25 protein-coding genes and 1 pseudogene are annotated in these 25,339 nt (G+C 45.1%); 13 read left to right on the top strand and 13 right to left on the bottom strand.

Annotated features, from left to right (window positions below):
- Window positions 1-33 precede the first annotated feature (33 nt).
- Window positions 34-1,437 (bottom strand): PLP-dependent aminotransferase family protein, encoded by a 1,404-nt coding sequence (locus ACMX2I_RS16745; protein WP_414957562.1) that lies wholly within the window; start codon window positions 1,435-1,437, stop codon window positions 34-36.
- Window positions 1,438-1,546: 109 nt separating this feature from the next.
- On the opposite strand from ACMX2I_RS16745, the gene ACMX2I_RS16740 reads away from it, so the two are divergent.
- Window positions 1,547-1,975 carry a GNAT family N-acetyltransferase gene (locus tag ACMX2I_RS16740; RefSeq protein ID WP_087991198.1) on the top strand — a complete coding sequence of 143 codons (429 nt, stop codon included), beginning with the start codon at window positions 1,547-1,549 and terminating at the stop codon, window positions 1,973-1,975.
- A gap of 32 nt (window positions 1,976-2,007) precedes the next feature.
- On the opposite strand, the gene ACMX2I_RS16735 is transcribed toward ACMX2I_RS16740, so the two are convergent.
- Genes ACMX2I_RS16735 through sigM form a run of 3 tightly spaced genes read right to left on the bottom strand, consistent with a single transcriptional unit; the run spans window position 2,008 to window position 3,843 of the window.
- The gene (locus tag ACMX2I_RS16735; protein WP_087991199.1) at window positions 2,008-2,298 is read right to left on the bottom strand and encodes an anti-sigma factor; all 291 of its coding nucleotides are present in this window, start codon (window positions 2,296-2,298) and stop codon (window positions 2,008-2,010) included.
- A complete protein-coding gene (locus ACMX2I_RS16730; protein WP_414957560.1) occupies window positions 2,286-3,362 on the bottom strand; it encodes an anti-sigma factor in 1,077 nt (358 codons plus the stop codon). Before ACMX2I_RS16730 ends, ACMX2I_RS16735 begins: the two co-directional genes overlap by 13 nt.
- Window positions 3,352-3,843, bottom strand: coding sequence for an RNA polymerase sigma factor SigM (gene sigM / locus ACMX2I_RS16725; RefSeq protein WP_087991201.1), 492 nt, complete (start codon window positions 3,841-3,843; stop codon window positions 3,352-3,354). Before sigM ends, ACMX2I_RS16730 begins: the two co-directional genes overlap by 11 nt.
- A 194-nt stretch (window positions 3,844-4,037) precedes the next feature.
- On the opposite strand from sigM, the gene ACMX2I_RS16720 reads away from it, so the two are divergent.
- The 3 genes from ACMX2I_RS16720 (at window position 4,038) to ACMX2I_RS16710 (ending at window position 6,994) form a co-directional block, all read left to right on the top strand.
- Window positions 4,038-5,033, top strand: a complete 996-nt coding sequence (locus ACMX2I_RS16720) for an aldo/keto reductase (RefSeq protein WP_414957559.1) — start codon at window positions 4,038-4,040, stop codon at window positions 5,031-5,033.
- 132 nt (window positions 5,034-5,165) lie between these two features.
- Window positions 5,166-5,765, top strand: coding sequence for a 1-acylglycerol-3-phosphate O-acyltransferase (locus tag ACMX2I_RS16715; protein WP_087991203.1), 600 nt, complete (start codon window positions 5,166-5,168; stop codon window positions 5,763-5,765).
- A gap of 101 nt (window positions 5,766-5,866) precedes the next feature.
- Window positions 5,867-6,994 (top strand): NAD(P)/FAD-dependent oxidoreductase, encoded by a 1,128-nt coding sequence (locus tag ACMX2I_RS16710; RefSeq protein WP_414957557.1) that lies wholly within the window; start codon window positions 5,867-5,869, stop codon window positions 6,992-6,994.
- A gap of 20 nt (window positions 6,995-7,014) precedes the next feature.
- Here ACMX2I_RS16710 and ACMX2I_RS16705 read toward each other — a convergent pair whose 3' ends face one another.
- The 3 genes from ACMX2I_RS16705 to cueR all read right to left on the bottom strand — a co-directional run bounded on the left by ACMX2I_RS16705 (window position 7,015) and on the right by cueR (window position 10,138).
- On the bottom strand, window positions 7,015-7,914 hold the full coding sequence (locus ACMX2I_RS16705; RefSeq protein ID WP_414957556.1) for an NAD-dependent epimerase/dehydratase family protein: 900 nt from the start codon (window positions 7,912-7,914) through the stop codon (window positions 7,015-7,017).
- Between the two features lie 397 nt (window positions 7,915-8,311).
- Complete coding sequence (locus ACMX2I_RS16700) at window positions 8,312-9,646, bottom strand: hemolysin family protein (RefSeq protein WP_253268972.1); 1,335 nt, start codon at window positions 9,644-9,646, stop codon at window positions 8,312-8,314.
- A gap of 60 nt (window positions 9,647-9,706) precedes the next feature.
- Entirely contained in the window at window positions 9,707-10,138 is a 432-nt protein-coding gene (cueR, locus tag ACMX2I_RS16695; protein ID WP_289349051.1) for a Cu(I)-responsive transcriptional regulator, read from the bottom strand.
- Window positions 10,139-10,295: 157 nt separating this feature from the next.
- On the opposite strand from cueR, the gene ACMX2I_RS16690 reads away from it, so the two are divergent.
- Both ACMX2I_RS16690 and ACMX2I_RS16685 read left to right on the top strand, forming a co-directional pair.
- Window positions 10,296-11,477, top strand: a complete 1,182-nt coding sequence (locus tag ACMX2I_RS16690; RefSeq protein ID WP_414957554.1) for a pyridoxal phosphate-dependent aminotransferase — start codon at window positions 10,296-10,298, stop codon at window positions 11,475-11,477.
- A gap of 283 nt (window positions 11,478-11,760) precedes the next feature.
- Entirely contained in the window at window positions 11,761-13,143 is a 1,383-nt protein-coding gene (locus ACMX2I_RS16685) for a hemolysin family protein (RefSeq protein WP_414957553.1), read from the top strand.
- A gap of 13 nt (window positions 13,144-13,156) precedes the next feature.
- On the opposite strand, the gene crcB is transcribed toward ACMX2I_RS16685, so the two are convergent.
- Genes crcB through ACMX2I_RS16670 form a run of 3 tightly spaced genes read right to left on the bottom strand, consistent with a single transcriptional unit; the run spans window position 13,157 to window position 14,623 of the window.
- On the bottom strand, window positions 13,157-13,513 hold the full coding sequence (gene crcB, locus ACMX2I_RS16680; protein WP_414957551.1) for a fluoride efflux transporter CrcB: 357 nt from the start codon (window positions 13,511-13,513) through the stop codon (window positions 13,157-13,159).
- Window positions 13,510-13,905, bottom strand: a complete 396-nt coding sequence (locus ACMX2I_RS16675) for a fluoride efflux transporter FluC (protein WP_414957550.1) — start codon at window positions 13,903-13,905, stop codon at window positions 13,510-13,512. The genes crcB and ACMX2I_RS16675 overlap by 4 nt, the downstream gene beginning before the upstream one ends.
- On the bottom strand, window positions 13,892-14,623 hold the full coding sequence (locus tag ACMX2I_RS16670; RefSeq protein WP_414957549.1) for a glycerophosphodiester phosphodiesterase: 732 nt from the start codon (window positions 14,621-14,623) through the stop codon (window positions 13,892-13,894). Before ACMX2I_RS16670 ends, ACMX2I_RS16675 begins: the two co-directional genes overlap by 14 nt.
- Before the next feature lie 233 nt (window positions 14,624-14,856).
- Here ACMX2I_RS16670 and ACMX2I_RS16665 point away from each other — a divergent pair, with 233 nt between their 5' ends.
- From ACMX2I_RS16665 to ACMX2I_RS16655, 3 genes are all read left to right on the top strand, one after another.
- Window positions 14,857-14,964: a YhdX family protein gene (locus ACMX2I_RS16665; protein ID WP_003224203.1), complete on the top strand. Its 108-nt coding sequence runs from the start codon at window positions 14,857-14,859 to the stop codon at window positions 14,962-14,964.
- 150 nt (window positions 14,965-15,114) lie between these two features.
- Window positions 15,115-16,230, top strand: coding sequence for a mechanosensitive ion channel family protein (locus ACMX2I_RS16660; protein ID WP_414957547.1), 1,116 nt, complete (start codon window positions 15,115-15,117; stop codon window positions 16,228-16,230).
- 73 nt (window positions 16,231-16,303) lie between these two features.
- Window positions 16,304-17,047 carry an NAD-dependent protein deacylase gene (locus ACMX2I_RS16655; RefSeq protein WP_087991215.1) on the top strand — a complete coding sequence of 248 codons (744 nt, stop codon included), beginning with the start codon at window positions 16,304-16,306 and terminating at the stop codon, window positions 17,045-17,047.
- A 25-nt stretch (window positions 17,048-17,072) separates the two neighbouring features.
- Here the strand turns inward: ACMX2I_RS16655 and ACMX2I_RS16650 are convergent, their stop codons facing one another.
- Window positions 17,073-17,921 carry a polysaccharide deacetylase family protein gene (locus ACMX2I_RS16650; RefSeq protein WP_414957545.1) on the bottom strand — a complete coding sequence of 283 codons (849 nt, stop codon included), beginning with the start codon at window positions 17,919-17,921 and terminating at the stop codon, window positions 17,073-17,075.
- 283 nt (window positions 17,922-18,204) lie between these two features.
- Between ACMX2I_RS16650 and dat the strand changes: the two genes are divergently transcribed.
- Entirely contained in the window at window positions 18,205-19,053 is an 849-nt protein-coding gene (dat, locus tag ACMX2I_RS16645; RefSeq protein ID WP_414957544.1) for a D-amino-acid transaminase, read from the top strand.
- Window positions 19,054-19,094: 41 nt separating this feature from the next.
- On the opposite strand, the gene nhaC is transcribed toward dat, so the two are convergent.
- The gene (gene nhaC / locus ACMX2I_RS16640) at window positions 19,095-20,456 is read right to left on the bottom strand and encodes a Na+/H+ antiporter NhaC (RefSeq protein ID WP_414957542.1); all 1,362 of its coding nucleotides are present in this window, start codon (window positions 20,454-20,456) and stop codon (window positions 19,095-19,097) included.
- 124 nt (window positions 20,457-20,580) lie between these two features.
- Window positions 20,581-21,081: a universal stress protein gene (locus ACMX2I_RS16635; RefSeq protein WP_253269155.1), complete on the bottom strand. Its 501-nt coding sequence runs from the start codon at window positions 21,079-21,081 to the stop codon at window positions 20,581-20,583.
- 159 nt (window positions 21,082-21,240) lie between these two features.
- Here ACMX2I_RS16635 and ACMX2I_RS16630 point away from each other — a divergent pair.
- From ACMX2I_RS16630 to bmrD, 3 genes and pseudogenes are all read left to right on the top strand, one after another.
- Window positions 21,241-21,400: pseudogene (locus ACMX2I_RS16630) on the top strand (hypothetical protein).
- A 125-nt stretch (window positions 21,401-21,525) separates the two neighbouring features.
- Window positions 21,526-23,283: a multidrug ABC transporter ATP-binding protein BmrC gene (bmrC, locus tag ACMX2I_RS16625; RefSeq protein ID WP_414957540.1), complete on the top strand. Its 1,758-nt coding sequence runs from the start codon at window positions 21,526-21,528 to the stop codon at window positions 23,281-23,283.
- Entirely contained in the window at window positions 23,280-25,301 is a 2,022-nt protein-coding gene (gene bmrD / locus ACMX2I_RS16620) for a multidrug resistance ABC transporter ATP-binding protein/permease BmrD (RefSeq protein ID WP_414957539.1), read from the top strand. The genes bmrC and bmrD overlap by 4 nt, the downstream gene beginning before the upstream one ends.
- Window positions 25,302-25,339 lie beyond the last annotated feature (38 nt).

Raw genomic sequence — 25,339 nt, 5'->3', positions numbered from 1 at the left:
AACAGGCTCCGTTTCCGGGGCCTGTTTTCTTATTTAATAAGACGATGTCAACGGTGCCCATGCCGTTTTCAGTTTTTGGATCCCGAGCCTGATGTCCTCTTCTGACAAACCGCCATAACCGATTAAAACAGAAACAAATGGCGGCTGTCCTTTATAAGAGGGGGATACGGGATAGATGGTTACGCCATTGTCGGCAGCAGCACTAATCGCTTCTTCTTCACTTGCCGGAAACAAAAGCCGCAGGAGGATATGAAGACCGGAGTTTTTCCCGAGAACCTCAACGCTGTTCCCTAGTTCAGACCGTATGGCTTCTAACAGGACAGCGTGTTTTTTTCGGTATAAGGCTCTCATTCTGTTTACATGCTTTTGCCACTCTCCGCTTTCGATGAAGTCTGCCAGTGCCATTTGAGAGTGGGAAGAGACCGTTTGTTTCATTAAGTGAGCGTTTTTTCTGACCGATTCCATGAGTGCAGGGGGCAAGATCATGTAGCTGAGCCGCAAAGAAGGCAGCAGTGACTTTGAAAAAGTGCCGAGATATATGACTCTGCCATTTGGATCAAGACCCTGCAAAGACGGAATGGGCTGGCCGCTGTAGCGAAATTCCCCATCGTAATCATCTTCTATAATGAACGAGTTTGCTTCCTTTGCCCATGCCAGAAGCTCTTGTCTTCGGGTTATCGTCATAATGCTCCCGAGCGGAAACTGATGCGAAGGAGTCGTATACACGAGAGATGGATTCTGCGCTTTAAGCTCACCCGGCAGGACGCCTTCTTCATCAGAATAAATCGGAATGACATGCATGTGATTTGCTTCAAATAATCTTCTTGAACGATGAAAACCCGGTTCTTCAAACCCGATTTTTGTGCCGTGCTTAAGCGTAAGACAAAGAATTTGCAGAAGCACGGTCGTTCCTGCGCCAATCATAATCTGGCCGGGCTCGCAAATGACACCCCTTGACAGCCTGACGAAACGGGTAATCATGCGCCTGAGTTCAGGCTCTCCTTGAGGGTCTCCAGAGGTGTGGCCGGAATAGCGGTCCAGACTTTTTACGATGCTTTTTCTCCATGCGTTAAAGGGGAAGCGGGCCGGATCAACATTGCCTTGATGAAAGTCAATAACAGGTACGTTCTCTTCAGGTAAGACCTTCTGCATAGACTGCTGAAAATGGTCAGGAGCCGCTGTAAAATCTGCTTCTACTCCCGCCGCGAACCAGCCGATTTTTGGTTTGCTTTTGACATAGCCCTCAGCAGTTAATTGCTCGTATGCATGTTCAATTGTTGCTGTACTGACACCGAGCAAGACAGAGAGCCTGCGTTTTGAAGGAAGTTTTGTTCCTTTCGTAATTCTCCCGTGTGAAATTTCTTGTTTGAAAAAGGTATAAAGCTGCTCATACAGCGGTGTTTTGCTTTTTTTATCAAGAAACGGCGTGATATCCATCTCAAGTCTCCTTTATATCTGGCATGGTCATATTTTTTGATATTGGCTATTTGGTAAATGCCATTTATTAGCTATGATCATTGTAACGAAAGGAAAGGGGATTGAGAAGATGATTCATATGAAACAGTTAACCACGAAAGAAGAATGGGCTGAATCGTATCCGGTTATGAGTGAATTGAGAACAGAACTGGATGAAGAAACATATTTACAAAGGCTTGACGCCTGTGTGCAGCAAGAATCGTATATGCTGTTTGCCTTATATGAGGATACGGCAATCAGGGCGCTGTGCGGCGCGCTGCCGAGGGTTTCCATTCACAAGGGAGAGCATTTGTGGATTGCGGATCTTGTGACAACCGCGCCTTGCCGATCAAAGGGATACGGCAAATTACTTTTGGATTATGCCGCAGACTGGGCAAGAAAAGCCGGACTTGGCTTTGTCAGTCTTTCATCTGGCCTTCAGCGTAAAGACGCACACCGATTTTATATAGACAAAATGGGTTTTACGATAGAAAGCTACTTGTTTAGAAAGCCGCTGTAATCAAAAAAGACGCCCCCTCAGGCGTCTTTCTTTTAAAAGCCAAACTGTAAATTAGTATCTACAGATACAATGGTATACACACAAATAATCACAAAGAGATTCAGGATGACGCCGAGCAGGCCTGGCCCGGTGCGCCCTCTCTTGATGAAGAGTTCAATAATGCCAAACGGAACGGCGGCCATGGCGAACGGAAGCATTTGATAGGAATAAATTGTGACATTGCTGATAATCGCCAAATTCAGCAAGAGCAGGGACAGGATTGCTGTCCCGACTGAAATCCAGCCGAATACATTGTGTTCTTTAAAAATTCTTACCAGTTCCATAATTCCACCTCGCCGACATTCGCTGATTTTACAGATTTGTTTTTCAGCATGCTCTGGATTTCCTTGGTTGGGCCTGTAACGACCGAGCCGTATACATTGACACCGTTTTTCTCTACATAATCCAATCGTTTAACCACATTCAGGTCTTTTCGTTTTGAAATAACCTGCGCCCATTTTTCGTGCTTGGACATGAATGTCAAGGCGTTGATAAACTGATCGCCATTTGACTTGCCTTTTGTATTAAGCGCAGCCAAGAACTTTGAATCTTTCCCGGGATAGCCAAGCGGCTCTGCGTATACTTTCTCATTGTTGTTGTTCTCTGTTTCAATTGCATTCCACAAAAAGCTCACATCATACCCTTTGAACTTGTTATATATTTCTTTTGTCGGGTATGCACGGTCATATGAAAGGTAGACCTCGGAAACCGTTCCTTCGGGCAATGTCTTTAACGTTTGGTCAGCTTTTGCAGTGGATTGTTCAGACGCATTTGATGGGTGTGTAAAGTAATGGCCGGTTTTATGCACTTCTAAATCATAGTAGTTAACGACAGGCGCTTTCACTTTATTATAAAACATTTCAACTCGTTCATTCCCCACTGCGACTGTCTTCGTACCGATCTGCTTTTGCAACGGGAATTCGGTATTCATGCCAAACAGCTTCACTTGGCTTTTCAGTCCGGATGTATCGACAAGAACATTTGGCATGGTCAGGGCTACAGTGACTGCGGCGGTTTCCATAAACTCATTGCCGGTGCTTTGTTTTCCTCCCATTCCGTAATAGAGGTAGCTTCCCAGCGTACAAAGCGGCAAAATCATCAAGGTCGAAATAACGGCAAGGACAGAAATTCGTAAATAAGACTTGCGTTTCCCATAGGCTAAAATCGCTTTTTGTTTTTCTTGACTGATGCTGACATCCCAATCGTTATCGTCCTCTAGCTCGCTATCAATCAGTTCCTGATACACTTCGAGCTTCTCTAGTTCTTCCTCAAATGCGGTCATTTCCCGGTCGCTCATTTCCCCATTTTTATATTGATCAAAACGCTTTTTAAATTCTTCATTCATCATTAACACCTCTATTATAAAGTGCTTTCAGCCGCTGTCTGGCGCGAAATAAAACACTTTTAAAATTCGCCTCTGAAATATTCATAATATGGGATGCTTCTTTGTAATTTAGCTCTTTTAAATAATATAGCGTTAAGGCCTCCCGATAATTATCGGGGAGCTCGGACATATAACCAGTCAGCACTTCCTTTATCTCTACCTGATGAGCAGGGCTCTGAACAGCACTTTGAAAGAGGCTACCGATTAAGTCATCAGAAATGGTTACTTCTTTCTTATGCTTTCTGACGTAATCAATGAAGGCGTTTCGCGCCACTTGAAAAAGCCAGGGCTTTACTTTGCTGTGATCATAGGAGTGAATGTGTATGTATGCCCGCATAAAGGTTTCCTGCAGCAAGTCCTCGGCAAGATGCTTGTCTTTTGTCATGGAGAGCAGGAACCTGTAAACATCATTCATGTACATTTGATAAATTTCATCGATCGTCACTGCCTTTTCTCCCCTCTATGTTATACACGCATAAGAAAGGTTTAAAGTTGCACATTACATGCAAACGGCTTTTTATACCTCATCAAACACCATTCCTATATAGTACCTAAAAATGGCCGCGAAAGATAGTACCGAGAAATGTTTAACATTTTTTCCAGTGGGGAAAAGAGAGTGAAAAAAGAAGGAGTGGCACAATGGAATATACCAGTATAGCAGACACCGATATAAAAGCCTCCAGAATCGGCCTGGGCACATGGGCAATTGGCGGAACCATGTGGGGAGGCACTGACGAGAAACAATCAATCAAAACCATCCATGCCGCTCTTGATCAGGGGATCACACTGATTGACACCGCTCCGGCCTACGGCTTCGGGCAGTCCGAGGAAACTGTAGGGAGGGCGATCAAGGAGCACGGCAAAAGAGATCAGGTGATTCTCGCAACGAAAACGGCTCTGGACTGGAAGAACAACCAGCTCTTCCGCCATGCGAACAGAGCGAGAATCATAGAGGAAGTCGAGGCTTCTTTGAAACGGCTTCAAACGGATTATATTGATCTTTATCAGGTGCATTGGCCCGATCCGCTTGTGCCAATTGAAGAAACGGCGGAAGTCATGAAGGAATTATATGATGCCGGCAAAATCAGGGCGATTGGCGTCAGTAACTTTTCAGTTGAACAAATGGATACATTTCGCGCCATTGCACCGCTTCAAACGATTCAGCCTCCATATAATCTGTTTGAAAGAGAAATTGAAGAGAATGTTCTTCCATATGCGAAAGACAAACAGATCACAACGATATTATACGGCAGTTTATGCAGAGGGCTGCTAACAGGTAAAATGACCGAAGAGTACACGTTTGAGGGCGACGATCTGCGAAATCATGATCCAAAATTCCAGCAGCCCCGTTTTAAAGAGTATCTTTCTGCTGTTCATCAGTTGGATGAGCTGGCGCAGACACGTTATGGAAAATCAGTGATTCACTTGGCCGTCAGATGGATCTTAGATCAGCCGGGAGCGGATATCGCTCTTTGGGGGGCGAGAAAGCCTGAGCAGGTTGATGCGATATCGAAGATTACAGACTGGACGCTGAGCAGTGAAGATCATAAAGACATCAATACCATATTGAAAAATACGATTTCAGACCCGGTCGGGCCCGAGTTTATGGCACCCCCGACCAGGGAGGAAATCTAACAAAAGCTGAGGGCGATCCTCAGCTTTTTGGCGTTTTAACCAGAGAAATCTTAAAAATTAGTACCAGGTAATAAAAAATGTTGTTATAATAGAAGCAGAAAGAATCATTGATTACGACAAAGGAAGTGCGATATGTATAAGTTTTGTGCAAATGCTTTAAAAGTTATTCTTTCTCTTCGCGGAGGAGTGAAGGTGTATAACAAAGAAAACCTTCCGGCCGATTCAGGTTTTGTCATCGCGTGTACACACTCCGGCTGGGTTGATGTGATCACACTCGGAGTCGGGATTCTTCCTTATCAAATACACTACATGGCGAAAAAAGAGCTTTTTCAAAATAAATGGATCGGTTCGTTCTTGAAGAAAATCAATGCCTTTCCGGTAGATCGTGAAAATCCCGGACCAAGCAGTATTAAAACCCCGATTAAGCTGCTGAAAGAAGGAGAGATCGTCGGTATCTTCCCGAGCGGAACAAGGACCTCCGAGGATGTGCCTTTAAAAAGAGGCGCGGTGACAATTGCGCAAATGGGGAAAGCGCCGCTCGTTCCCGCTGCATATAAAGGGCCTTCAAGCGGAAAGGGATTATTCAAAAAAGGAAAAATGAAGCTCATTATCGGTGAGCCGCTTCAGCAGGCTGATTTTGCCCACCTGCCGTCAAAAGAAAGACTTGCAGCCATGACAGAGGCTTTAAATAACAGTATTAAAGAGCTTGAAAACAAGCTGGAACAGCTATAATCCACCAGTGCCCGCACTCCCCGATTTCCCGATTGTTTATAAGTTCCTTGGCAATTAGCTATACTATATAAGGAATTAATTATTGGGAAAGGTTACGGAAAATGATGAAAATGATCGTAGTAGGGGCTGGAATTCTAGGAGCGTCAACAGCGTATCAGTTAGCCAAAATGGGGGCTGAGGTTCTTGTCATAGATCGGAAAGATAAGGGACAGGCCACCCATGCAGCGAAAGGCATTATTTGTCCATGGCTGTCACCGAGGCGAAATCAGGCGTGGTACAAGCTGGCAAAGGCAGGAGCGCACTTTTACCCCTGTTTCATAGAGGAGCTTAGAAAAGCAGGCGAGATAGAAACGGGTTATGCTCCGGTTGGTGCTCTTAGTATTCATCACGAGAAAGAAAAGATTGAAAAGATTGAAAAACGGGTGCAAGAACGCAAACAAGACGCCCCGGAAATCGGAGACATTTCTTTTCTATCTGAATTTAAAACCGCCGGCATGTTTCCATTGCTGGCTAAACGGTACCATTCAATTCATATAAGCGGAGCCGCTCGAGTGGATGGCGAGATGCTGAGAGATGCATTATTGCGTGCTGCTCAAAGAATGGGCGCCGTTTATTTAACAGGCGATGCCAAGCTTCAATATCATTCGAAACGAGTGACAGGAGTAACCGTCGGTGATGAATGTTATTCTGCTGACAAGGTGATTGTTTGTGCCGGTGTATGGGCAGACCAATTGCTGGCGCCTTTAGGCATTCGCTTTAAAGTAAGCGTGCAAAAAGCGCAGATCATATATGTACAGGTTCCTGACGCAAACAATATGGACAGTTGGCCTGCTGTCATGCCGCCTTCTAAGGAATATCTGTTAGCTTATGCTGACAAGAGAATGGCCATCGGAGCGACTCGTGAAGATGATATAGAAGGTCGTGATGAACGGATCACGGCAGGCGGGCTGCAGGAATTGTTGAACAAAGGATTGGAAATGGCTCCTGATTTAGCAAACAGCACCTTTCAAGAAGCAAGAGTCGGTTTACGACCGATTACACCGGGTGATGTGCCGGTGATCGGACCTCTTCCCGGCTGGGACGGGATCATAGCGGCAAATGGCCTTGGATCGTCCGGTTTGACAATGGGACCTTATATGGGGCAACAGCTGGCGAAGCTGGCTCTTAAAATGGACGTAGACATCGATTTAGAAGAATATGATATAAAAAATGCAGCAGAAGTTCAATGAACATCCGCTGCTTTTTTGTTTTATATTTTGGATAATGAAAGCTGGTCCTCTGGCAGTGCTTTGAGTGAGCCGTCATTGTTTAATACAGAACGCCATGTATAACGGGGTTCATAACCAAGGGTCTTTTTCGCTTTATCGATCGCCATCAGTGTTTCATATCCTTTTATATCCCGCTTTAAAGAGACTTCTGGGAAAAATCGTTTTACCAAGTCTTCACTCGGTTCTTTCATGATGGTATCCGGCGCCGTAATGTGGAAGACCTCATTGCCGATATTGTTTTTTTCGATTGCAAGCAGGCAAGCGTGCGCAGCGTCTCTCACATCGCAATACGCCCATGCATTTTTCTTTTGGATATCCTTTTGCTTTTCGTTCCAATGCATGCCTGGAATTTTTTCATACTCATCAGGTTCATATATATTTGCAAAGCGGAGGGTGACAATTTGTGTATTCATCAGCTTTGAAAACATATCTGAAAGGATCTCGGTCAGACGCTTTGCCATTGCGTAAGACGATTTTACGATTGTCGGATGCTCTTCGTCTACAGGAAGGTAGCTGAGCTCTTTCGGTACAAACGGATATCCCAGCACCGTCTCGCTCGAAGCCCATACAAGCTTACGCACTTTAAAATCTTTACAAGCCTCCAAAATATTGAAGTTGACAAGCATATTATTTTCAAATATCGCCTGGGAGGGATTTCTGACATCGGTCGGAATATTCCCAAGATGGACCACAGCGTCACAGCCCATAATAAGCTGGCATACTTGGCCGTAATCCCGCAAATCGGCTTGGATAAATGTTTTTGATGCTGATTCCTCTGTTAATATTCTATCTGATGCTGTTACATCGTGGCCGGCCTCCAATATTGTTCTTACGGCCCACCGTCCTATTTTACCTGCTGCTCCAGTTACCACTACTTTCATCATTTCACTCCTTTTTCTTGTTTTTAAATGAGATCCAGTCCCCTGATTAGAATTCCCGAGGATTCAGTTTTTATAAAAGAATAGGGAGGTTAGAAACAAAACATAATAAAAAAGACACCTCAATAAAAGGTGTCTCAGCGTGTCGACAAACCCTCGCATTCGTTGTCAGTCCTGCGCGTTGGTGCTTACTTGAGAAAAGATCAGCGGCTAAAAGCTGAGCGTCCTGCTCAAACGCCGCTGTCACCGCATCCTGCGGAAGTCTGCTCCAATACTCGTCCTTCCTAGACTTCAAGGGTTTTCAATCACGCTGAAAAGATGACAAAATCCTAAAACAAAAACCGTTTTAGGACTTTGTCTACAATCTAAAAGACACCTCAATAAAAGGTGTCTTTTTATATTATGCTTCTTTCGGTTCTCCAGCTTCAACCAGCTCTTCTGCCGCGAGTTTTTTGACTTCAATATAAGCGACGTGGTGGCCGTCGATTTCGTTAATGATAAATTCGCAGCCTTCTTCGATGATAGAATCATCTTTTTCAACATCGTATTTTTGGGTAAGGAACCAGCCGCCGATCGTATCGACTTCTTCGTTCTCTAAATGAATGCCGAACAGGTCGTTTACTTGGTCGATTAACACTTTTCCGTCAAGAATATAATGGCCATCGCCGATTTTGCGGATTTCGTTAATTTCATCAATATCAAATTCATCGCGGATTTCGCCGACAATTTCTTCGATGATGTCTTCAACCGTCACAAGTCCGGCCGTACCGCCGTATTCATCAGACAGGATGGCCATGTGGACTCTGTCTTTTTGCATTTTGACAAGCAGATCTTGGATCGGCGCGGATTCAATGACATGAATGATCGGGTTGACGAATTGAGAAATGGTGGAATCAACAGATACCTCGCCGCTGATGCAGGCGGTCAGCACTTCTTTAATATTAATAACCCCGATAATGTTATCTTTATCGCCCTCTTCTACAGGGTAGCGGGTATATTTTTCGATTTGAATGATGTCCATCATTTCAGAAATCTTGATATCATGCGGAAGGCTGACAATTTCAGTCCGCGGAATCATAATTTCTTTCGCGAGCCTGTCGTCAAATTCAAAGATTTTATTCACATATTTAAACTCTGACTGGTTAATTTCACCGCTTTTATAGCTTTCAGACAGAATGATTCGCAACTCTTCTTCAGAGTGAGCCAGTTCGTTTTCTGAAACGGTCTCCAGGCCAAATGCTTTTGTCAATAACCGAGCGGAATTGTTCAAAAGCCAAATGAATGGGAACATGATGCGGTAAAACCAAATCAGCGGTTTCGCAAACAGCATAGACACTGCTTCCGCCTTTTGGATGGCGACTGTCTTAGGCGCAAGTTCTCCGACAACAACGTGTAGGAACGTGATAATGGCATACGCAAAAATAAACGATATGACATGTGAAAGGGAACCTGGCACATTCAATTGTATGAAAAGCGGGTGAAGCAGCCTTTCAATTGTGGACTCGCCTAAAACCCCTAATCCAATGGAAGTCAATGTAATTCCGAGCTGACACGCAGATAAATATTCATCAAGATGCGTAGTCACTTTTTTTGCGGCTATTGCTGCTTTATTTCCTTCCGCGATCAGCTGATCGATTCGTGAGCCTCTGATTCTGATAATGGCAAACTCAGAGGCCACGAAAAATGCCGTCAGGGCGATTAAAACAGCAACTAAAATCAAATTCACTATGTCCAATTAGAACCTTCACTCTAGCATTGAGAATGAAGGTAACACCTCCTGTTAGATAAAATGGTTTTAACTTAACAGCAGCATAAATGATTGGAACACGGCGAGCTTTTCGGGTGGGAGCTTGTTTTTCAGCTTGTCACGATCCTCGGGCTTCAGCCGTTCAAACCGATGCAAGATTCCGGAGATATTTTGATTCATATGATCAATTTCTAATGCCAGTTTGCCAATTTCATCATCAAGTTTAGCTGAAGAGGGAAACTGGTTCTCCAGTCGATCTTTAATATCGGACAGGGCCAATCGCTGCTTCTTGCAATCTACAATAAATATGAGTCGTTTAAGTGCATTTTCATCGTAGTAACGGTAATTTGAACAGGATCTGGCCGGCGTAAGCAGACCAATATTCGTATAATAATCAACTGTTCGTTTCGTTACTCCGGCAAGTTTTGCTAGTTCACTGATGCGATAAGTCTCAGCCCCATCTATATCCCTCCCAACCATCACGTTATAGTTATGAGAATAGTTTAATATATGAACGGTGTCTTGCACAAGTTTATTGTTTTTTCCCAGATAGAACTGGAAGTTGTGGAATTCATCATCTGATTAAAGTAACATGGAGAAAAACAATTTTCGAAATATTTTATACTTGAAGGGACAGATGAAATTGGCTGGGTTATCTCGGGAAATTGAAGAAAACTTAAATAAAGGATCATGGATTCGCAAGCTGTTTGATGAAGGCGCAAGGCTGAAGAAAGAGTTCGGGGATGACCAGGTCTTTGATTTTTCGCTTGGCAACCCGATTGTTGAACCGCCTGAAGCTTTTAAGAGAGCATTAATAGAAGAAGCTGAAAAAGGCAATCATGGATACATACAAAACCAAGGGCTTCCGGCAGCGAGAGAGAAGGTCGCGCAATTTCTGGGGTCCCGTTTTGAAGCGGAGTTCTCGTCGGAACGAGTCGTCATGACGGTGGGCGCGGGCGGCGCATTGAATGTCGCGTTAAAAAGCATTGTGAATCCGGGAGAAGAGGTCATTATTCTCGCACCTTATTTTGCCGAGTATAAATTGTATATTGAGAACTATGGGGGAAAGGCTGTCAGCTGCCCATTGACGCCTCGATTTGAGATTGATATTGAAGCGGTAAGGCAGTCCATCACGCCAAAGACGAAAGGGCTGATTCTCAACACGCCTCATAACCCGACAGGCACTGTTCTCAGCCAGAAAAATATAGATGATTTAGGCGCTTTATTAAAAGAAGTAGAAGAGAAGAACGGCCAGACCATTTATGTGTTGTTTGATGAACCCTACAGTCAATTAATCTATGATGAAGAGCTGGCAAATCCGTTTCAATCGTATCACCGTGTGATTTTGGCGAGCTCATTCAGTAAAGATCTCGGCATAGCCGGAGAGCGGCTCGGATATATCGGTTTGGACAGCCGGATGCCTGATTCAGGCCTTTTGATCAACGCTTTTGTGTATTGTAATCGAACGCTGGGATTTGTGAATGCGCCTGTCATGATGCAGCGGGCTGTGGCAAGAATGGATAATGTAAGAGTCGAGGCAAGCGCTTATAAAGAGCGCAGGGATTTAATGGTCGGCATTTTAAAGGAAGCCGGTTTTGAATTTGAAATGCCGAAGGGCGGTTTTTTCGTTTTTCCGAAATCTCCAATAGAAGATGAAGTCGCCTTTTGCGTGCATGCCGCCCAAAAATACAAACTATTAATCGTGCCGAGCAGCGGTTTTGGAATGAAAGGGCACTTCCGTTTATCCTTCAGTGTGCCGATAGAGCAGATTAAAAACTCACGGGATATTTTTGTATCCTTATATAAAGACTTTGCTTAAAGAAAATTTCATATTTCCAAAATCCGAATCCAAACAGGCAACACAAATGACTGGCTGTGCCTGCAATTAAAGCCTGCTTCACAATAAAAGTCTAAAAATTAAAAATCATTTTTGGAATGAGTTGTGTTACAATAAAATATACAATTTATAATCAAACTTTGACTTGGAGGTGGTATGATGGGGCCCTCTGCTTAGGCAACAATACACCGCGTACCTCAATGTTAAGGAAAAATGATTATATCAGGAGGTGACTCCTTATCCTTTCATGAGGGGATAAGGTTAAATGGACGATATTGACAGTCTGATTTTAATTGGTGTGCTCATTGCTTTAACCGCGTTTTTCGTTGCAAGCGAGTTTGCGATTGTTAGAGTAAGGAGATCCAGAATTGATCAGCTTATAACAGAAGGAAACAAACGGGCGATACTCGCAAAGCGTGTCATAACAGATTTGGATGAATATTTATCCGCATCCCAGCTGGGCATTACATTGACATCGATCGGACTTGGCGTGCTGGGGGAGCCGGCATTTGAACAGCTTCTGCATCCATTGTTTGAACCGCTCGGCCTGCCGGAATCGGTTTCTCATGCGGTCTCTTTTGCGGTCGCGTACGGCCTGATCACGTTTCTGCACGTTGTAGTAGGTGAATTGGCCCCGAAAACGGTGGCGATCCAAAAGGCAGAACAGCTGACCTTGCTGATAGCGGGTCCATTGCGTTTATTCTATTTGCTCCTGTTTCCGTTTATTTGGATCCTCAATGGATCTGCGCGGCTTTTATGCGGCTTGTTCGGTTTAAAACCTGCGTCAGAGCATGATGGTTCCCATTCTGAGGAAGAACTCAGAATGCTGTTATCTGAGAGTTTAAAAAACGGAGAGATTAATCCGTCTGAATATAAATATGTAAATAAGATTTTTGAATTTGATAATCGGATCGGCAAAGAAATTATGATACCGCGGAAGGAAATGGCCGCTGTGTCAACAGAGATGACGATGGCCGAGATGCTTGAAGTCATGCTGAAGGATAAATACACACGCTGGCCTGTGACAGACGGGGACAAAGACAGTGTCATCGGTTTGGTCAATACGAAGCATTTGTTTTCTGATTTGTTGTTTATGACAGAAGAGGAACGAATGAAGATGACGATCCATCCGTATGTGCGGCCGGTAATCGAAGTGATTGAAACCATCCCGGTTCATGACTTGCTGATTAAAATGCAGCGCGAACGCATTCATATGGCCATATTGTCTGATGAATACGGAGGAACATCGGGACTTGTGACGACAGAGGATATTCTTGAGGAAATTGTCGGCGAGATCAGAGATGAATTTGATGAGGATGAACAGCCGCTGATCCAACATCTTGGCGATCGCCATTATGTCATGGATGGAAAGGTTCGGATCGATCAGGTGAACAGCCTTCTTGGTGCATCGATTCAAGAAGACGTTGATACGATCGGCGGGCTGATATTAAAAGAAAACATCGATGTTGAGGCTGGTGAATCCATCCGCATCGGTTCATACACGATAAAGGTGCTGAAGATGGACGGCCGATTAATCAAGCAAATCGAGATAAAAGAAGAAGCAAGCACAACCGGGGTTACCGCGCACCACACGTTGCCGATGCCCGAGCCTGTGATACTGAACAATGCGACCTTGAGCGAGAAATAAGCTCAAGGTTTTTTTACGTTGCAATTGTCCAGCCGCACCAAAACGCCAAAAGCGACCCGCAAAGCGTTAGGGTGATGTACAGAATGCTTTCCATAACGCGTTTGGCCAGCAGGAGCTGAACACTTTCAACGCTGAAAGTGGAAAAGGTCGTAAAGGCGCCGAAAAATCCCGTGCCGATGATGAGGGAGGCCGAAGCATTTGTGACGTGGAGCCCTGTAAACAATCCAAGCCCGAGAGCCCCAAGTATATTGACTGTTAATATGCCAATGGGCAGGCTGGGACTTTTGGTTTTGACGGTGATGACATTGCCAAGCCAAAAGCGCAGCATCGCGCCAAGGCCGCCCGCTATAAAGATACCCGCCAGTGTCATCTTTCCTGCAGCTCCTTTCTTTGCTGAATGCCTGCTATGCCGCGGCCCGACAGTACGCCAACCAGCGCAAGAACGATTCCTGATATCAATAAGAGTCCCATATATAAAACAGCTAATGAGGGTTGTGCTTGCAAAAGCATCACCGTTTCTTTAGAAAACGTGGACATTGTTGTAAAGCCGCCGCAAAAGCCGGTACCTAAAAAAACCGGCAGCAGAGGCCGTTTTGCCTTGATCATAAAAAAACCGGTCAGAATACCTAATAGAAGGCTTCCAGCCGCGTTTTCCAGCAAGGTTGCAGCGGGGAACTGATCGGTTTGTATCCACATGTTTAATCCGTATCGGAGGCAGGCGCCAAGCGCTCCTCCGACAAACACCGCGCTATATCTTTTCATGTTTGCCATCCTTTTTGATGAAATCCGGGTAGTCTGTTACGACGCCGTCCACGCCCATGGCTTGTAATTTTGCGGCTGTCTTTTGATTATTGACAGTCCATGCAAACACTTTTAAGCCGTTTTTATGGCCTGAAGCGATCATCAGCCGGTTGAGTCGTGTGTATTTGATATTGACATAGTTTGCGAGAGATTGGCAGGCCTTCAGCTGATTTCTGGACAGCATCCCAAAATTGGGCCTCATAATGACCGCTGTCGGAAACGATGGATAAAGCTCATGAAACCTCTGGACGGAGCGGAACTGAAAGGATTGGACAATATTGTTGATAGAAAAAGAAAATTGCCCTAACAGCTGTCCCACTTCTTCTTCAATTCCGATTTGAGATGGATGGCCTTTTAATTCAATTAATAGGCCGATTTTTTTGTGGTAGCGCTTGAGCACCTTTTCCAAGGTAGGAATACGCTCTCCCTGAAAAGCAGGGCCGTACCAGCTTCCTGCATCGAGTTTCTGCAATTCCTCCAATGTAAAATCTTTAACAAAACCCGATCCGTTTGTTGTTCGGTCAACTCTGTCATCGTGTATCACAACAATCTGCCTGTCTTTTGTAAGCTGGACATCCAGTTCGATCATATCTGCATTCATTTCCGCCGCAAGGTCAAATGCAGCAAACGTATTTTCCGGAGCGTAACCTGATGCTCCGCGATGGGCAATGGTGTACAAGCTAAGTCAGCTCCTCATATGGGCATTTCTGTTATTGTATCAAATCCATATATGCACGGCGATACAAACTGGTGAATTTTTTCTGCCATATCGGAATGGTCCTGGCTGAGAACCGCGTATATCTAAATAAAGACACTCAGCGTATCAGAACATATTTCGTCAGGAAATTAGGCCTTTCGACATATTCACAAAACATTCTGTTACTTTATAATGGCAAAAAAGGAGGCGAGATCATGGGAAAAGGGAGAATCAGAGTGGAGGAAAGAATTAAAGCCGAAACGGATGCTGAAATGCAAAAAGCAACTCTCCTTGATCAGACACAAACGAAAAAAAGTAAGTGACTGTCCCTGTTGAATCTGGCTGAATAGATGAATTGAGAAATGGCCCCGGCGTTCCGCCGGGGTTTTGTGATGAAAAAAGACATTTAGATGAGCATCTTTACGAATCTTTTAGTATAATAAACATTTGATTTAAATAGAAGGGAGACTGTCATGCTAGATTATCTGCAACAATACTTCACACTTGATAAAATGATACAAATCGGCATCAGCTTGGCGATTTTGCTGGTGTTTCTTATACTCAGAAAACTGTTTACAAGATATTTCTTTCAGTTGCTTTTTAATCTCACGAATCGGCGGAAAACAGAAATTTTCAAACAGGTGGTTGTGGCGTTTGAAAAGCCGGCCAGATGGTTTTTTGTTGCTTTAGGGCTGTTTTTAGCGATCCGGTATTCACCGTTTTTAGACGAACAAATGCCTGTCATCAGCAACATATACCGCTCGCTGATTGTGGCGCTTTTGTGCTGGGGGCTTTGTAACTTGACCGCAGCGTCGTCGTTTATCTTCCATAAGGTGAATCAGCGCTTTGAGCTGGAGATGGATGACATTCTGGCACCGTTTTTATCCAAATTGCTTCGTTTTGTCATCATTGCGCTCAGTGTCAGTGTGATCGCTCAGGAATTCAATTATGATGTCAATGGATTCGTGGCGGGCCTGGGCCTTGGCGGACTTGCATTTGCGCTTGCAGCGAAGGATACCATCAGCAACTTCTTCGGCGGAATCATTATTATTACAGAAAAGCCGTTTACCATCGGTGACTGGGTGGAGACGTCGACGGTAACGGGCTCAGTAGAGGATATTACCTTCCGAAGTACGAGGTTCAGAACCGCACAGGGGGCGCTTGTAACAGTGCCGAACTCTACGCTGTCGATGGAAGCGATCACGAACTGGACAAGAATGACCAAACGCCAGATCACGTTTTCCATCCATGTGTCCTACGCTACGCCGGTTGAGAACCTTGACCGCTCTATTCGTGCTCTCAGAACAATGCTCTTAGAGCACGAGGGCATTGATAATGAAACGATCATGGTCAACTTTGATACGTTTGCCGACAGCTATTACAATTTGTTTTTCAACTTCTATACAAAAACAGCGGTTTGGGCTGAAAACCTCGATATTAGAGAGGATATCAACTATAAAATCATTGAAATCCTTGCCGCAGAGGGTGTCGAGTTTGCATATCCCGGCCAAATGGTTTTTGTGAAGCAAAAGCACCAAAACGATCCGTTCCAAGTGAATGTAAGTAAAGAGGAAAAGGAACGGGCTTAAAAAGGGAAAGACTTCGTCTGACAGAGGCGGAGTCTTTTTCGTGGTAAAATAAGAGAAAAAAGGCGGTGTTAAGTTGGAAGCATTCAGAAACATTTTAAATGAAGCGCAGCGAATTGTCGTACTGACCGGAGCGGGAATGAGCACAGAATCAGGAATTCCCGACTTTCGTTCGGCAGGAGGCATCTGGACGGAGGATGCCGCAAGAATGGAAGCGATGAGCGTTGATTATTTTTTAAGCCACCCGCGTCAGTTTTGGCCTAAATTCAAAGAATTGTTCCAGATGAAAATGAGCGGTAGCTTTGAACCGAATGAAGGGCACTTGCTTTTAGCTGAGCTGGAGAAGCAAGGGAAGCAGGTCGATATCTTTACGCAAAACATTGACGGCCTTCATAAAAAAGCCGGGAGCAGACATGTGTATGAATTGCATGGGTCTATCCAGACAGCAGCCTGCCCGGCATGCGGAGCGCCATATGATCTCCCTCATTTGCTGGAGCGGGAGGTGCCGGAGTGTACGGCGTCCGGAAAAGATGGTGCCATTTGCAAAACGGTATTAAAAACCGATGTGGTTCTCTTTGGCGATGCCGTCTTGCACTTTGAGACCCTTTATGAAAAGCTGGATCAAGCAGATCTTTTATTGGTCATCGGCACATCTCTCGAAGTCGCTCCGGCAAGATTTGTGCCTGAGGACGCAAGCCGGATTCCCGGCATGAAGAAAGTCATCATTAACCTAGAACCGACGTATTGCGACAGCTTGTTTGACATGGTCATCCATCAAAAAATTGGAGAGTTTGCCCGAAGTTTGGGAATAAAAAAGTGAGGCCGCACTCATGCGCCTCACTTTTTTATTCGTGAACAGGAACCATTGTGTCCTCTAATACTCCAAAGGAATAGCCTTTTTCTTTTAGTTTATTGATTAATACCGGCAGCGCGTTCACTGTAGCCGGAAGATCATGCATGAGAATCACATATGGCCGGCTTGAATGGCTGTGTTCCATATTCTCCAGCTGCTGTAAGACGGCCGTCACATATGCTGAATTCCGGTATTTCCAGTCCATGCTGTCGATGGTCCAATCCCAGTACACAAAACCGTTTTTCTCAAGATTGCGGATTTGTGAGGAGGTCAATGACGGCTTGCTGCCGTATGGCGTTCTGACAAGATCGGTTTTATATCCGGTAATGTCTTGCAGCGTGTCACGCGCCTCCCGCATTTCTTTTAACGGGGATGTCGGTGTTTGGTAGAATAGTTTATTATTATGGGTGACGCCGTGTAAACCGAGTGCATGGCCTTCCTTTTCTGATCTTTTCACAGCTTGTTTGAATTCATTCATCCGCGGTGACAGCATAAAAAATGTCGCTTTTACATCAGCGCGCTTCAATACGTCGAGCAAGCGGTTTGTATAGGCTGACGGGCCGTCATCGAAGGTTAGGTAAACCGTCTTATCTCCCATGTTCTGTTTCGTCTGCAGATGTTTTATCAGCAGATCGGGGGAGTCGTTTTTCAGCTTCAGGCTTTCCTTCTCATTGCGAAGCTCGCCGTTTGTTGTGACAGTGACTTCCTTTGCTTTCGTTGAGCTGTTGGAATAAACCAACATCACCATAATCAAAAGCAGCACACATAAAACTGCTAAACTTGCAAATTTAAAGGCAAGCGAAACTGCAGAAGGAGAAGCGTCTCCTCTCGTTTGTCGCATAACAATCTCTCCATTGGCATAAAATCTCTACATACCGCTGTACAGCAGGCAGCTTATCAAGATGCATAAGTTTACAACTTATGTATTACGAGTCAAGTATACAGGAATAAAAATGGGAAGAACATAGAAAAAATGTCGAAATGTCGGATTTTAAGGAAAAAATAAACTCCTTCCCGCTATAGATCTCTTGTTCTTTCTGTTTTTCAGCACATCCTATATGGTAGAATAAGTGACAATGACAGCCAGAAAAACTTCAGGAAAATCTCGAAAAGGGAGGGCTATTATGAAGGTTTTAGTCAATGGCCAGCTGATCGAACGCAGCGAAGCATCAATCGATTTGGAAGATCGCGGTTATCAGTTTGGCGACGGTATTTATGAGGTTATCAGGGTGTACAAAGGGGTATTGTTCGGCTTGCGCGAGCATGCGGAGCGTTTTTTCAGAAGTGCGGCTGAAATCGGAATCTCACTCCCGTTCAGTATAGAAGATCTCGAGTGGGATCTGGAAAAGCTTGTTCAGGAGAATGCGGTCAGTGAGGGAGCGGTATACATTCAGACGACAAGAGGTGCGGCGCCGCGAAAGCACCAGTACGAAGCTGGACTTGAGCCGCAGACGACTGCTTACACATTTTCTGTGAAAAAACCGCAGCAAGAACAGGCGTACGGAGTGGCAGCCATTACAGATGAGGATCTTCGCTGGCTGAGGTGTGATATTAAAAGTCTGAATTTACTGTATAATGTCATGGCGAAGCAAAAGGCCTATGAAGCTGGAGCTTTTGAGGCCATTTTAATTAGAGACGGTGTTGTTACGGAAGGTACATCCTCTAACGTTTACGCCGTTATCAACGGGACGGTGCGAACGCATCCGGCTAACCGGCTCATTCTTAATGGCATTACACGTATGAATATTTTAGGGCTGATTGAAAAGAACGGGCTCAAGTTTGATGAGACGCCTGTCAGTGAGAAAGAGCTGAGACAGGCAGAGGAAATCTTTATCTCGTCAACGACGGCAGAGATTATTCCGGTTGTGACGCTCGATGGGGACTCAATCGGAAACGGCGAACCCGGACCGGTGACAAAACAGCTTCAGGCTGCTTTTCAAGAAAGCATTCAGCAGGCAGCAAGCATTTCGTAATGAAGCATAAAAAAGAGCCCGCTTTGCAAGCGGAGCTTTTTTTATTTTTTAATAAATCCAACCAAAATTGAGATCATCGGCGATATATAAAGGAAGAATGCGAACGGGATATAGTCTATGACGGGAACGGCAAGCGCGCTCGCCATAAAGGCTCCGCATACTCCCCAAGGGATCAACGGATTCATTAATGTCCCGCCGTCCTCTAAGGATCTGGAAAGAAATTTCCGCTGGATGTTTTGTTTGTCGTATAAGGTTTTAAATGATTGTCCCGGTATTAATATTGATAAATACTGTTCACCGGTTGCCAAATTGACGCCGATGCTTGAACAGACAGTCGCCGCAATCAGCTGGCCTTTCGAGCGGATGCTTTTCATGACACCCTCCAATAGCGCGGAAATTAACCCGATTTTCTCCATCAATCCGCCGAGTGCAAAAGCAATCATAATGAGCGAGACTGAGCCCATCATGGATTGCAGTCCACCTCTGTTGATAATTTTAGCGGCAGCCTCATTGTCAGTTTCAAACGCCGTGCCATGTTGCAAAGCTGTCATAAATGCTTGCATGCTGCTGTCAGGTACAAAGATAGCAGTCAAAATTCCCGAGGAAATAATTCCTGCAGTCAGAACGGGAATCACGGGCACACGCTTAACCGCCAGCAAAACGACCAAGAGCGGTGAAAGAAGCGCCCATGGCGTCACATTTGCGGCATCCTTGATGCCGGTTATGACATGTTGAATATCATCGGTTGAAGCCGTGTCCGCTGATACTGATAAACCGAGAAAGTAAAACAGCACGACGGTGATGAGCAAAGCCGGAATAGTAGTGCCCATCATATGCCGAATGTGTTCAAAGATCGGTATTTCGCCTATGCCGGCGGCAAAATTGGTTGTGTCCGACATCGGCGACATTTTATCACCAAAGCATGCGCCGCATATGACCGCGCCTGCCGTCCATTCAAGCGGAACACCGGCCGCGCTCGCCACGCCAATCAGTGCGACTCCAATCGTGCTCACAGTTGTCAGGCTTGAGCCGACAAGCGTGCTGATGATCATGCAGGAAAACAAAGCCGTCAAAAGAAGGTGGCTGGGTTCAATAAAGGACAGGACGTAAACTGTTACGGACGGTATTGCGCCGCTGTACATCCAAGCGCCGATTAAGATACCGATCAGCGCCAGTACGATAATCGGCTGTACGCCGTTCTTGATCCCATCTGTAATCCCTTTTTCTAGGGTCTTCCAGGAAAAACCGAACCATAAACCGGCTGCTGAAAGCATGACAACACATAGAAACAGCGGGATATGCGGTTCTGTATGAAGCAAGAATAAGCAAGAAATAATGATGCCTAACATAAATATAAATAAACCGACGGCTAACGGAAATGTCAGCTTTTTTTGAGAATCCAAAATAACACCCCATATGATCTTTAATGCTTTTGTGCTTTTGGGCACGAAAGCATTATAACAGAAAAAAACGAAAATCTATGTTTTTTCACAATTATGACTTTAAAAAAGCGAGCACTGGGCGTGCTCACTTTACAATCAGGACGGGTATATCCGATTTCGCTGAAAGTTTTTCACTTACACTTCCGAATAATAACTTTTTCAGCTTGTTTTGGTCTCTGCTTCCGGTTACGATCATATCAGCAGAAATGCGGTTCGCATACTCGATAATGGATTCAGCAGGATCGCCTTCTACTATATCTATATCCCCATTGGCCTGCTGGTCATTGAGCATCATCCTGGCTTCGGCGATGACTTCTTCCGTACGGTCCTCGTAGATGATTGGCTCAGTCGGTGCGACATCTGATATCAGCGGATCAGGAACACTCGTCATGCCTCCGCCCATATAACTTGCTCCTGCTTCGGGCCTCGGCGGGTCGATGATGGTCTGAGTGTCTTTCATATCATGTGAATGGGCGACGGTAATGGCGGCATCTACGGTTTTAGCAAGATCAATGGCTGTCTGAAGCGCTCTCTTACTATTTTCACTCCCGTCAAACGCAACGATAATACGGTCAGCATGAAACATCATTTTCACCCCTTCAAAAACGTCTTACAAGACAATACCCGGATTTGAGAACCATTAACCTTTTCCTTATGAAGAAATGATTGACAAAAAAAGGTTTTGTTTATATGATGAAAAAAAGATAAAAAGTGGAAGGAGGGTTTGCTATGCCAAGGAATTTGCGTGTTTACAAAACAGTTTCATATTGGCGCGGCAAACCCAAGTTCTGTTTGATTGACGGTTTTTTAAATCTAGCCGCGCGCTGAAAAGCGCTGTGCATATCATATTGGTCAAAAAAGGCATGGAGCTGACGCTTCATGCCTTTTTTATATACAAAATCTAAGGAAAGACAGGTGTATGGGATGTGAAGACAAATACAGAGACAAGACCAACTTGTAACAAACTGAACGAAAAAGGAAGCAAGGAAAAAATAGAAGGCGGCTGATGAGATAAAGGAGATGAGGATTGATGTTCTCAGTATTGAGAAAGCTTGGCTGGTTTTTTAAAGCATACTGGCTGCGCTATACGATTGCGATTGTGCTTTTATTAGGAGTCAATGTCATTGAAATGTTTCCGCCGAAGCTCTTGGGAAACGCCATAGATGATATGAAATCTGGGGTGTTTACTGCAGATGGGCTGCTGTTTTATATCGGTATCTTTATTGTGCTGACGGCGGTCGTGTATATCATGTCTTATTTTTGGATGCACCAGCTGTTTGGCGGAGCGAATGTGATGGAGAGAATTCTTCGTACGAAGCTGATGGGGCATTTGCTGGCCATGTCGCCGCCGTTTTATGAAAAGAACCGGACAGGCGATTTGATGGCGCGGGGGACGAATGACCTTCAGGCTGTCAGTTTAACGACGGGGTTTGGCATCCTGACATTAGTCGATTCTACGATGTTTATGATGACGATCTTTTTGACGATGGGATTTTTGATCAGCTGGAAGCTGACCTTTGCCGCCATTCTCCCGCTTCCTATTATGGCGATTGCCATCAGTCTATACGGAAGTAAAATTCATGAGCGGTTTACGGAGGCCCAAAATGCGTTCGGGGCGCTGAATGACAAGGTGCTTGAATCCGTTTCAGGCGTGCGGGTGATTCGCGCGTATGTACAGGAAACAAACGATGTCCGCCGGTTTCATGAAATGACCGCTGATGTTTATCAGAAAAATATGAAAGTGGCATTTATAGATTCACTGTTTGAGCCGACGGTGAAGCTGCTTGTCGGCGCCAGCTATCTGATCGGGCTCGGCTACGGAGCGTTTCTTGTGTTTCGGAATGAACTGACGCTTGGCGAGCTAGTTTCCTTTAACGTTTATCTCGGCATGATGATTTGGCCGATGTTTGCAATCGGTGAACTCATTAATGTGATGCAACGCGGAAATGCGTCATTAGACAGGGTAAGTGAAACCCTTTCTTATGAGCCGGACGTGACAGATCCCAAGCGGCCCGCTGAACTGAAAAAGCCTGGAGATATCGTTTTCAGCCATGTCAGCTTTACATATCCAAGCTCAACAAGCAGCAATATTCAAGATGTTTCGTTTGCGGTGCAAAAAGGGCAGACTGTCGGGATTGCCGGGAAAACCGGGAGCGGAAAAACGACGATTATTAAGCAGCTTTTGCGCCAGTACCCCTCAGGCAAAGGGAGCATCACATTTTCAGGTGTACCGATCCAACAAATCCCCCTTGACCGGCTCCGCGGGTGGATCGGATATGTGCCGCAGGATCATTTGCTGTTCTCGCGGACGGTAAAAGAAAATATTCTATACGGAAAACAGGATGCGAGTGATGAAGAGGTTCGGCAAGTCATTGCCGAAGCACATTTTGAAAAGGATGTACACATGCTTCCGTTCGGCTTGGAGACAATGGTCGGTGAAAAAGGCGTTGCGCTGTCCGGCGGGCAGAAACAACGAATTTCGATTGCGAGAGCTCTTATGGCGAATCCGGAGATTTTGATCCTGGATGATTCGCTTTCTGCTGTTGATGCCAAAACCGAAGCGGCGATTATCAGCAATATCAGAAAAAACCGCAAAGGGAAAACGACATTTATTTTGACGCACCGTTTATCCGCGGTGGAGCATGCTGACCTGATTCTTGTGATGGACGGCGGCGTGATTGCTGAGAGAGGCACCCATCAAGAGCTGATGGCCAATAATGGGTGGTACCGGGAACAATATGAAAGACAGCAGCTGTTCACTGCGGAAGAAGGGGGAGCAGGGGCATGAAAACGGGAAAAACGTTATGGAGATACGCACTCCTTTATCGAAAATTGCTGCTCATAGCCGTCGTTTTGCTAGCTGTCGCCGTCGGAGCAGAACTGACCGGGCCGTTTATCGGCAAAAAAATGATTGACGATCATATCCTCGGTATTGAGAAAACTTGGTACGAAGCTGCGGAAAAAGATAAAAACGCCGTTCAGTTCCACGGCACCTCTTATGTGAGAGAGGACCGGATGCAGGAGCCTGTTTCTCGAGAAAAAGAAGCGCATATTTATCAAGTGGGAATGGCGTTTTATTTTGTTGATCAGGCTGTCAGCTTTGACGGGAACAGAACGGTTTCTGACGGAATGCTGACAATCACAAACGGAGACAAGAGCCGGACATATGCTGCCGAAAAGCTGACAAAAGAGGAAATTTTCCAGTTCTATCAGCCGGAAATAAAGGGAATGATGTTTCTGATCTGTCTGTATGGAGGTTTGCTCGTCTTTTCTGCATTTTTTCAATACGGACAGCATTATTTGCTGCAGATGAGCGCCAATCGGATTATCCAGAAGATGAGGCAGGACGTGTTTTCGCACATACAGAAAATGCCGATACGCTATTTTGATAACCTTCCCGCAGGCAAAGTGGTTGCGCGGATTACCAATGATACAGAAGCCGTCAGGGATTTATATGTCACAGTGCTGTCAACATTTGTGACAAGCGGAATCTATATGGTCGGCATATTCGCAGCATTGTTTCTGCTTGATGTTAAGCTCGCGTTAGTGTGTCTGGCAATTGTGCCGATCATCTGTCTGTGGTCAGTTATCTATCGGAAATACGCGTCTTATTACAATCGAAAAATCCGCTCGATCAACAGTGACATTAACGCAAAGATGAATGAGTCCATTCAAGGCATGACAATTATTCAGGCTTTCCGTCACCAGAAGGAAACGATGAGAGAATTTGAGAAATTAAATGAATCTCATTTTTATTTTCAAAACAGGATGCTGAATTTAAACTCTTTAATGTCCCATAACCTTGTCAATGTGATCCGAAACCTTGCGTTTGTCAGTCTGATCTGGCACTTTGGCGGTGCGAGCCTGAATGCGGCCGGAATTGTTTCTGTCGGAGTGCTGTACGCGTTTGTTGATTATTTAAACCGGTTATTTCAGCCGATCACAGGCATCGTCAATCAGTTTTCAAAGCTGGAGCTGGCACGGGTTTCCGCCGGGCGTGTTTTCGAACTGCTTGAAGAAAAGAATACGGAAGAAGCGGGTGAACCGGCGAAGGAGCGCGCGCTGGGGCGGGTTGAATTTCGTAATGTGTCATTTGCATATCATGACGGTGAAGAGGTGTTAAAACATATTTCTTTTACCGCGCAAAAAGGCGAAACCGTAGCGCTCGTTGGCCATACCGGATCAGGAAAAAGCTCGATTTTGAATCTTCTGTTTCGTTTTTATGATGCGCAAAAAGGGGATGTTCTGATTGATGGAAAAAGCATTTACAACATGTCAAGACAGGAACTCAGATCCCATATGGGCATTGTGCTTCAGGACCCTTACCTATTCTCGGGCACGATCGGTTCTAACGTAAGCCTTGATGATGAAAAAATGACCGATGAAAAGATCAAAAAAGCACTGCGGCAAGTCGGGGCTGAGAGCCTTTTGGAAAAGCTGCCTCAAGGCATCAATGAACCCGTGATTGAAAAAGGGAGCACGCTATCTTCTGGAGAGCGGCAATTAATATCTTTCGCAAGAGCTCTGGCCTTTGATCCCGCCATTTTGATCTTAGATGAAGCAACGGCGCATATTGATACAGAGACAGAGGCCGTGATCCAGAAGGCGCTCGATGTTGTCAAACAAGGGCGCACCACCTTCGTCATCGCCCATCGGCTTTCAACAATCAGAAACGCGGATCAGATTTTGGTCCTTGATAAAGGAGAAATTGTTGAGAGAGGGAACCATGAGGAATTAATGGCCGTCAAAGGACAATATTATCAAATGTATAAGCTGCAAAAAGGCAAGAAACATTCCATAGCATAATGCTTACAACCCCAAAACAATCGTGTTTTGGGGTTGTT

Origin of the sequence: Bacillus sp. SW14, from assembly GCF_047608225.1 — a bacterium.
GTDB classification, from domain to species: Bacteria; Bacillota; Bacilli; order Bacillales; family Bacillaceae; genus Bacillus; species Bacillus subtilis_G.
The sequence above is the reverse complement of the archived record's forward strand: the minus strand, read 5'-3'. Positions and strand labels throughout refer to the sequence as shown.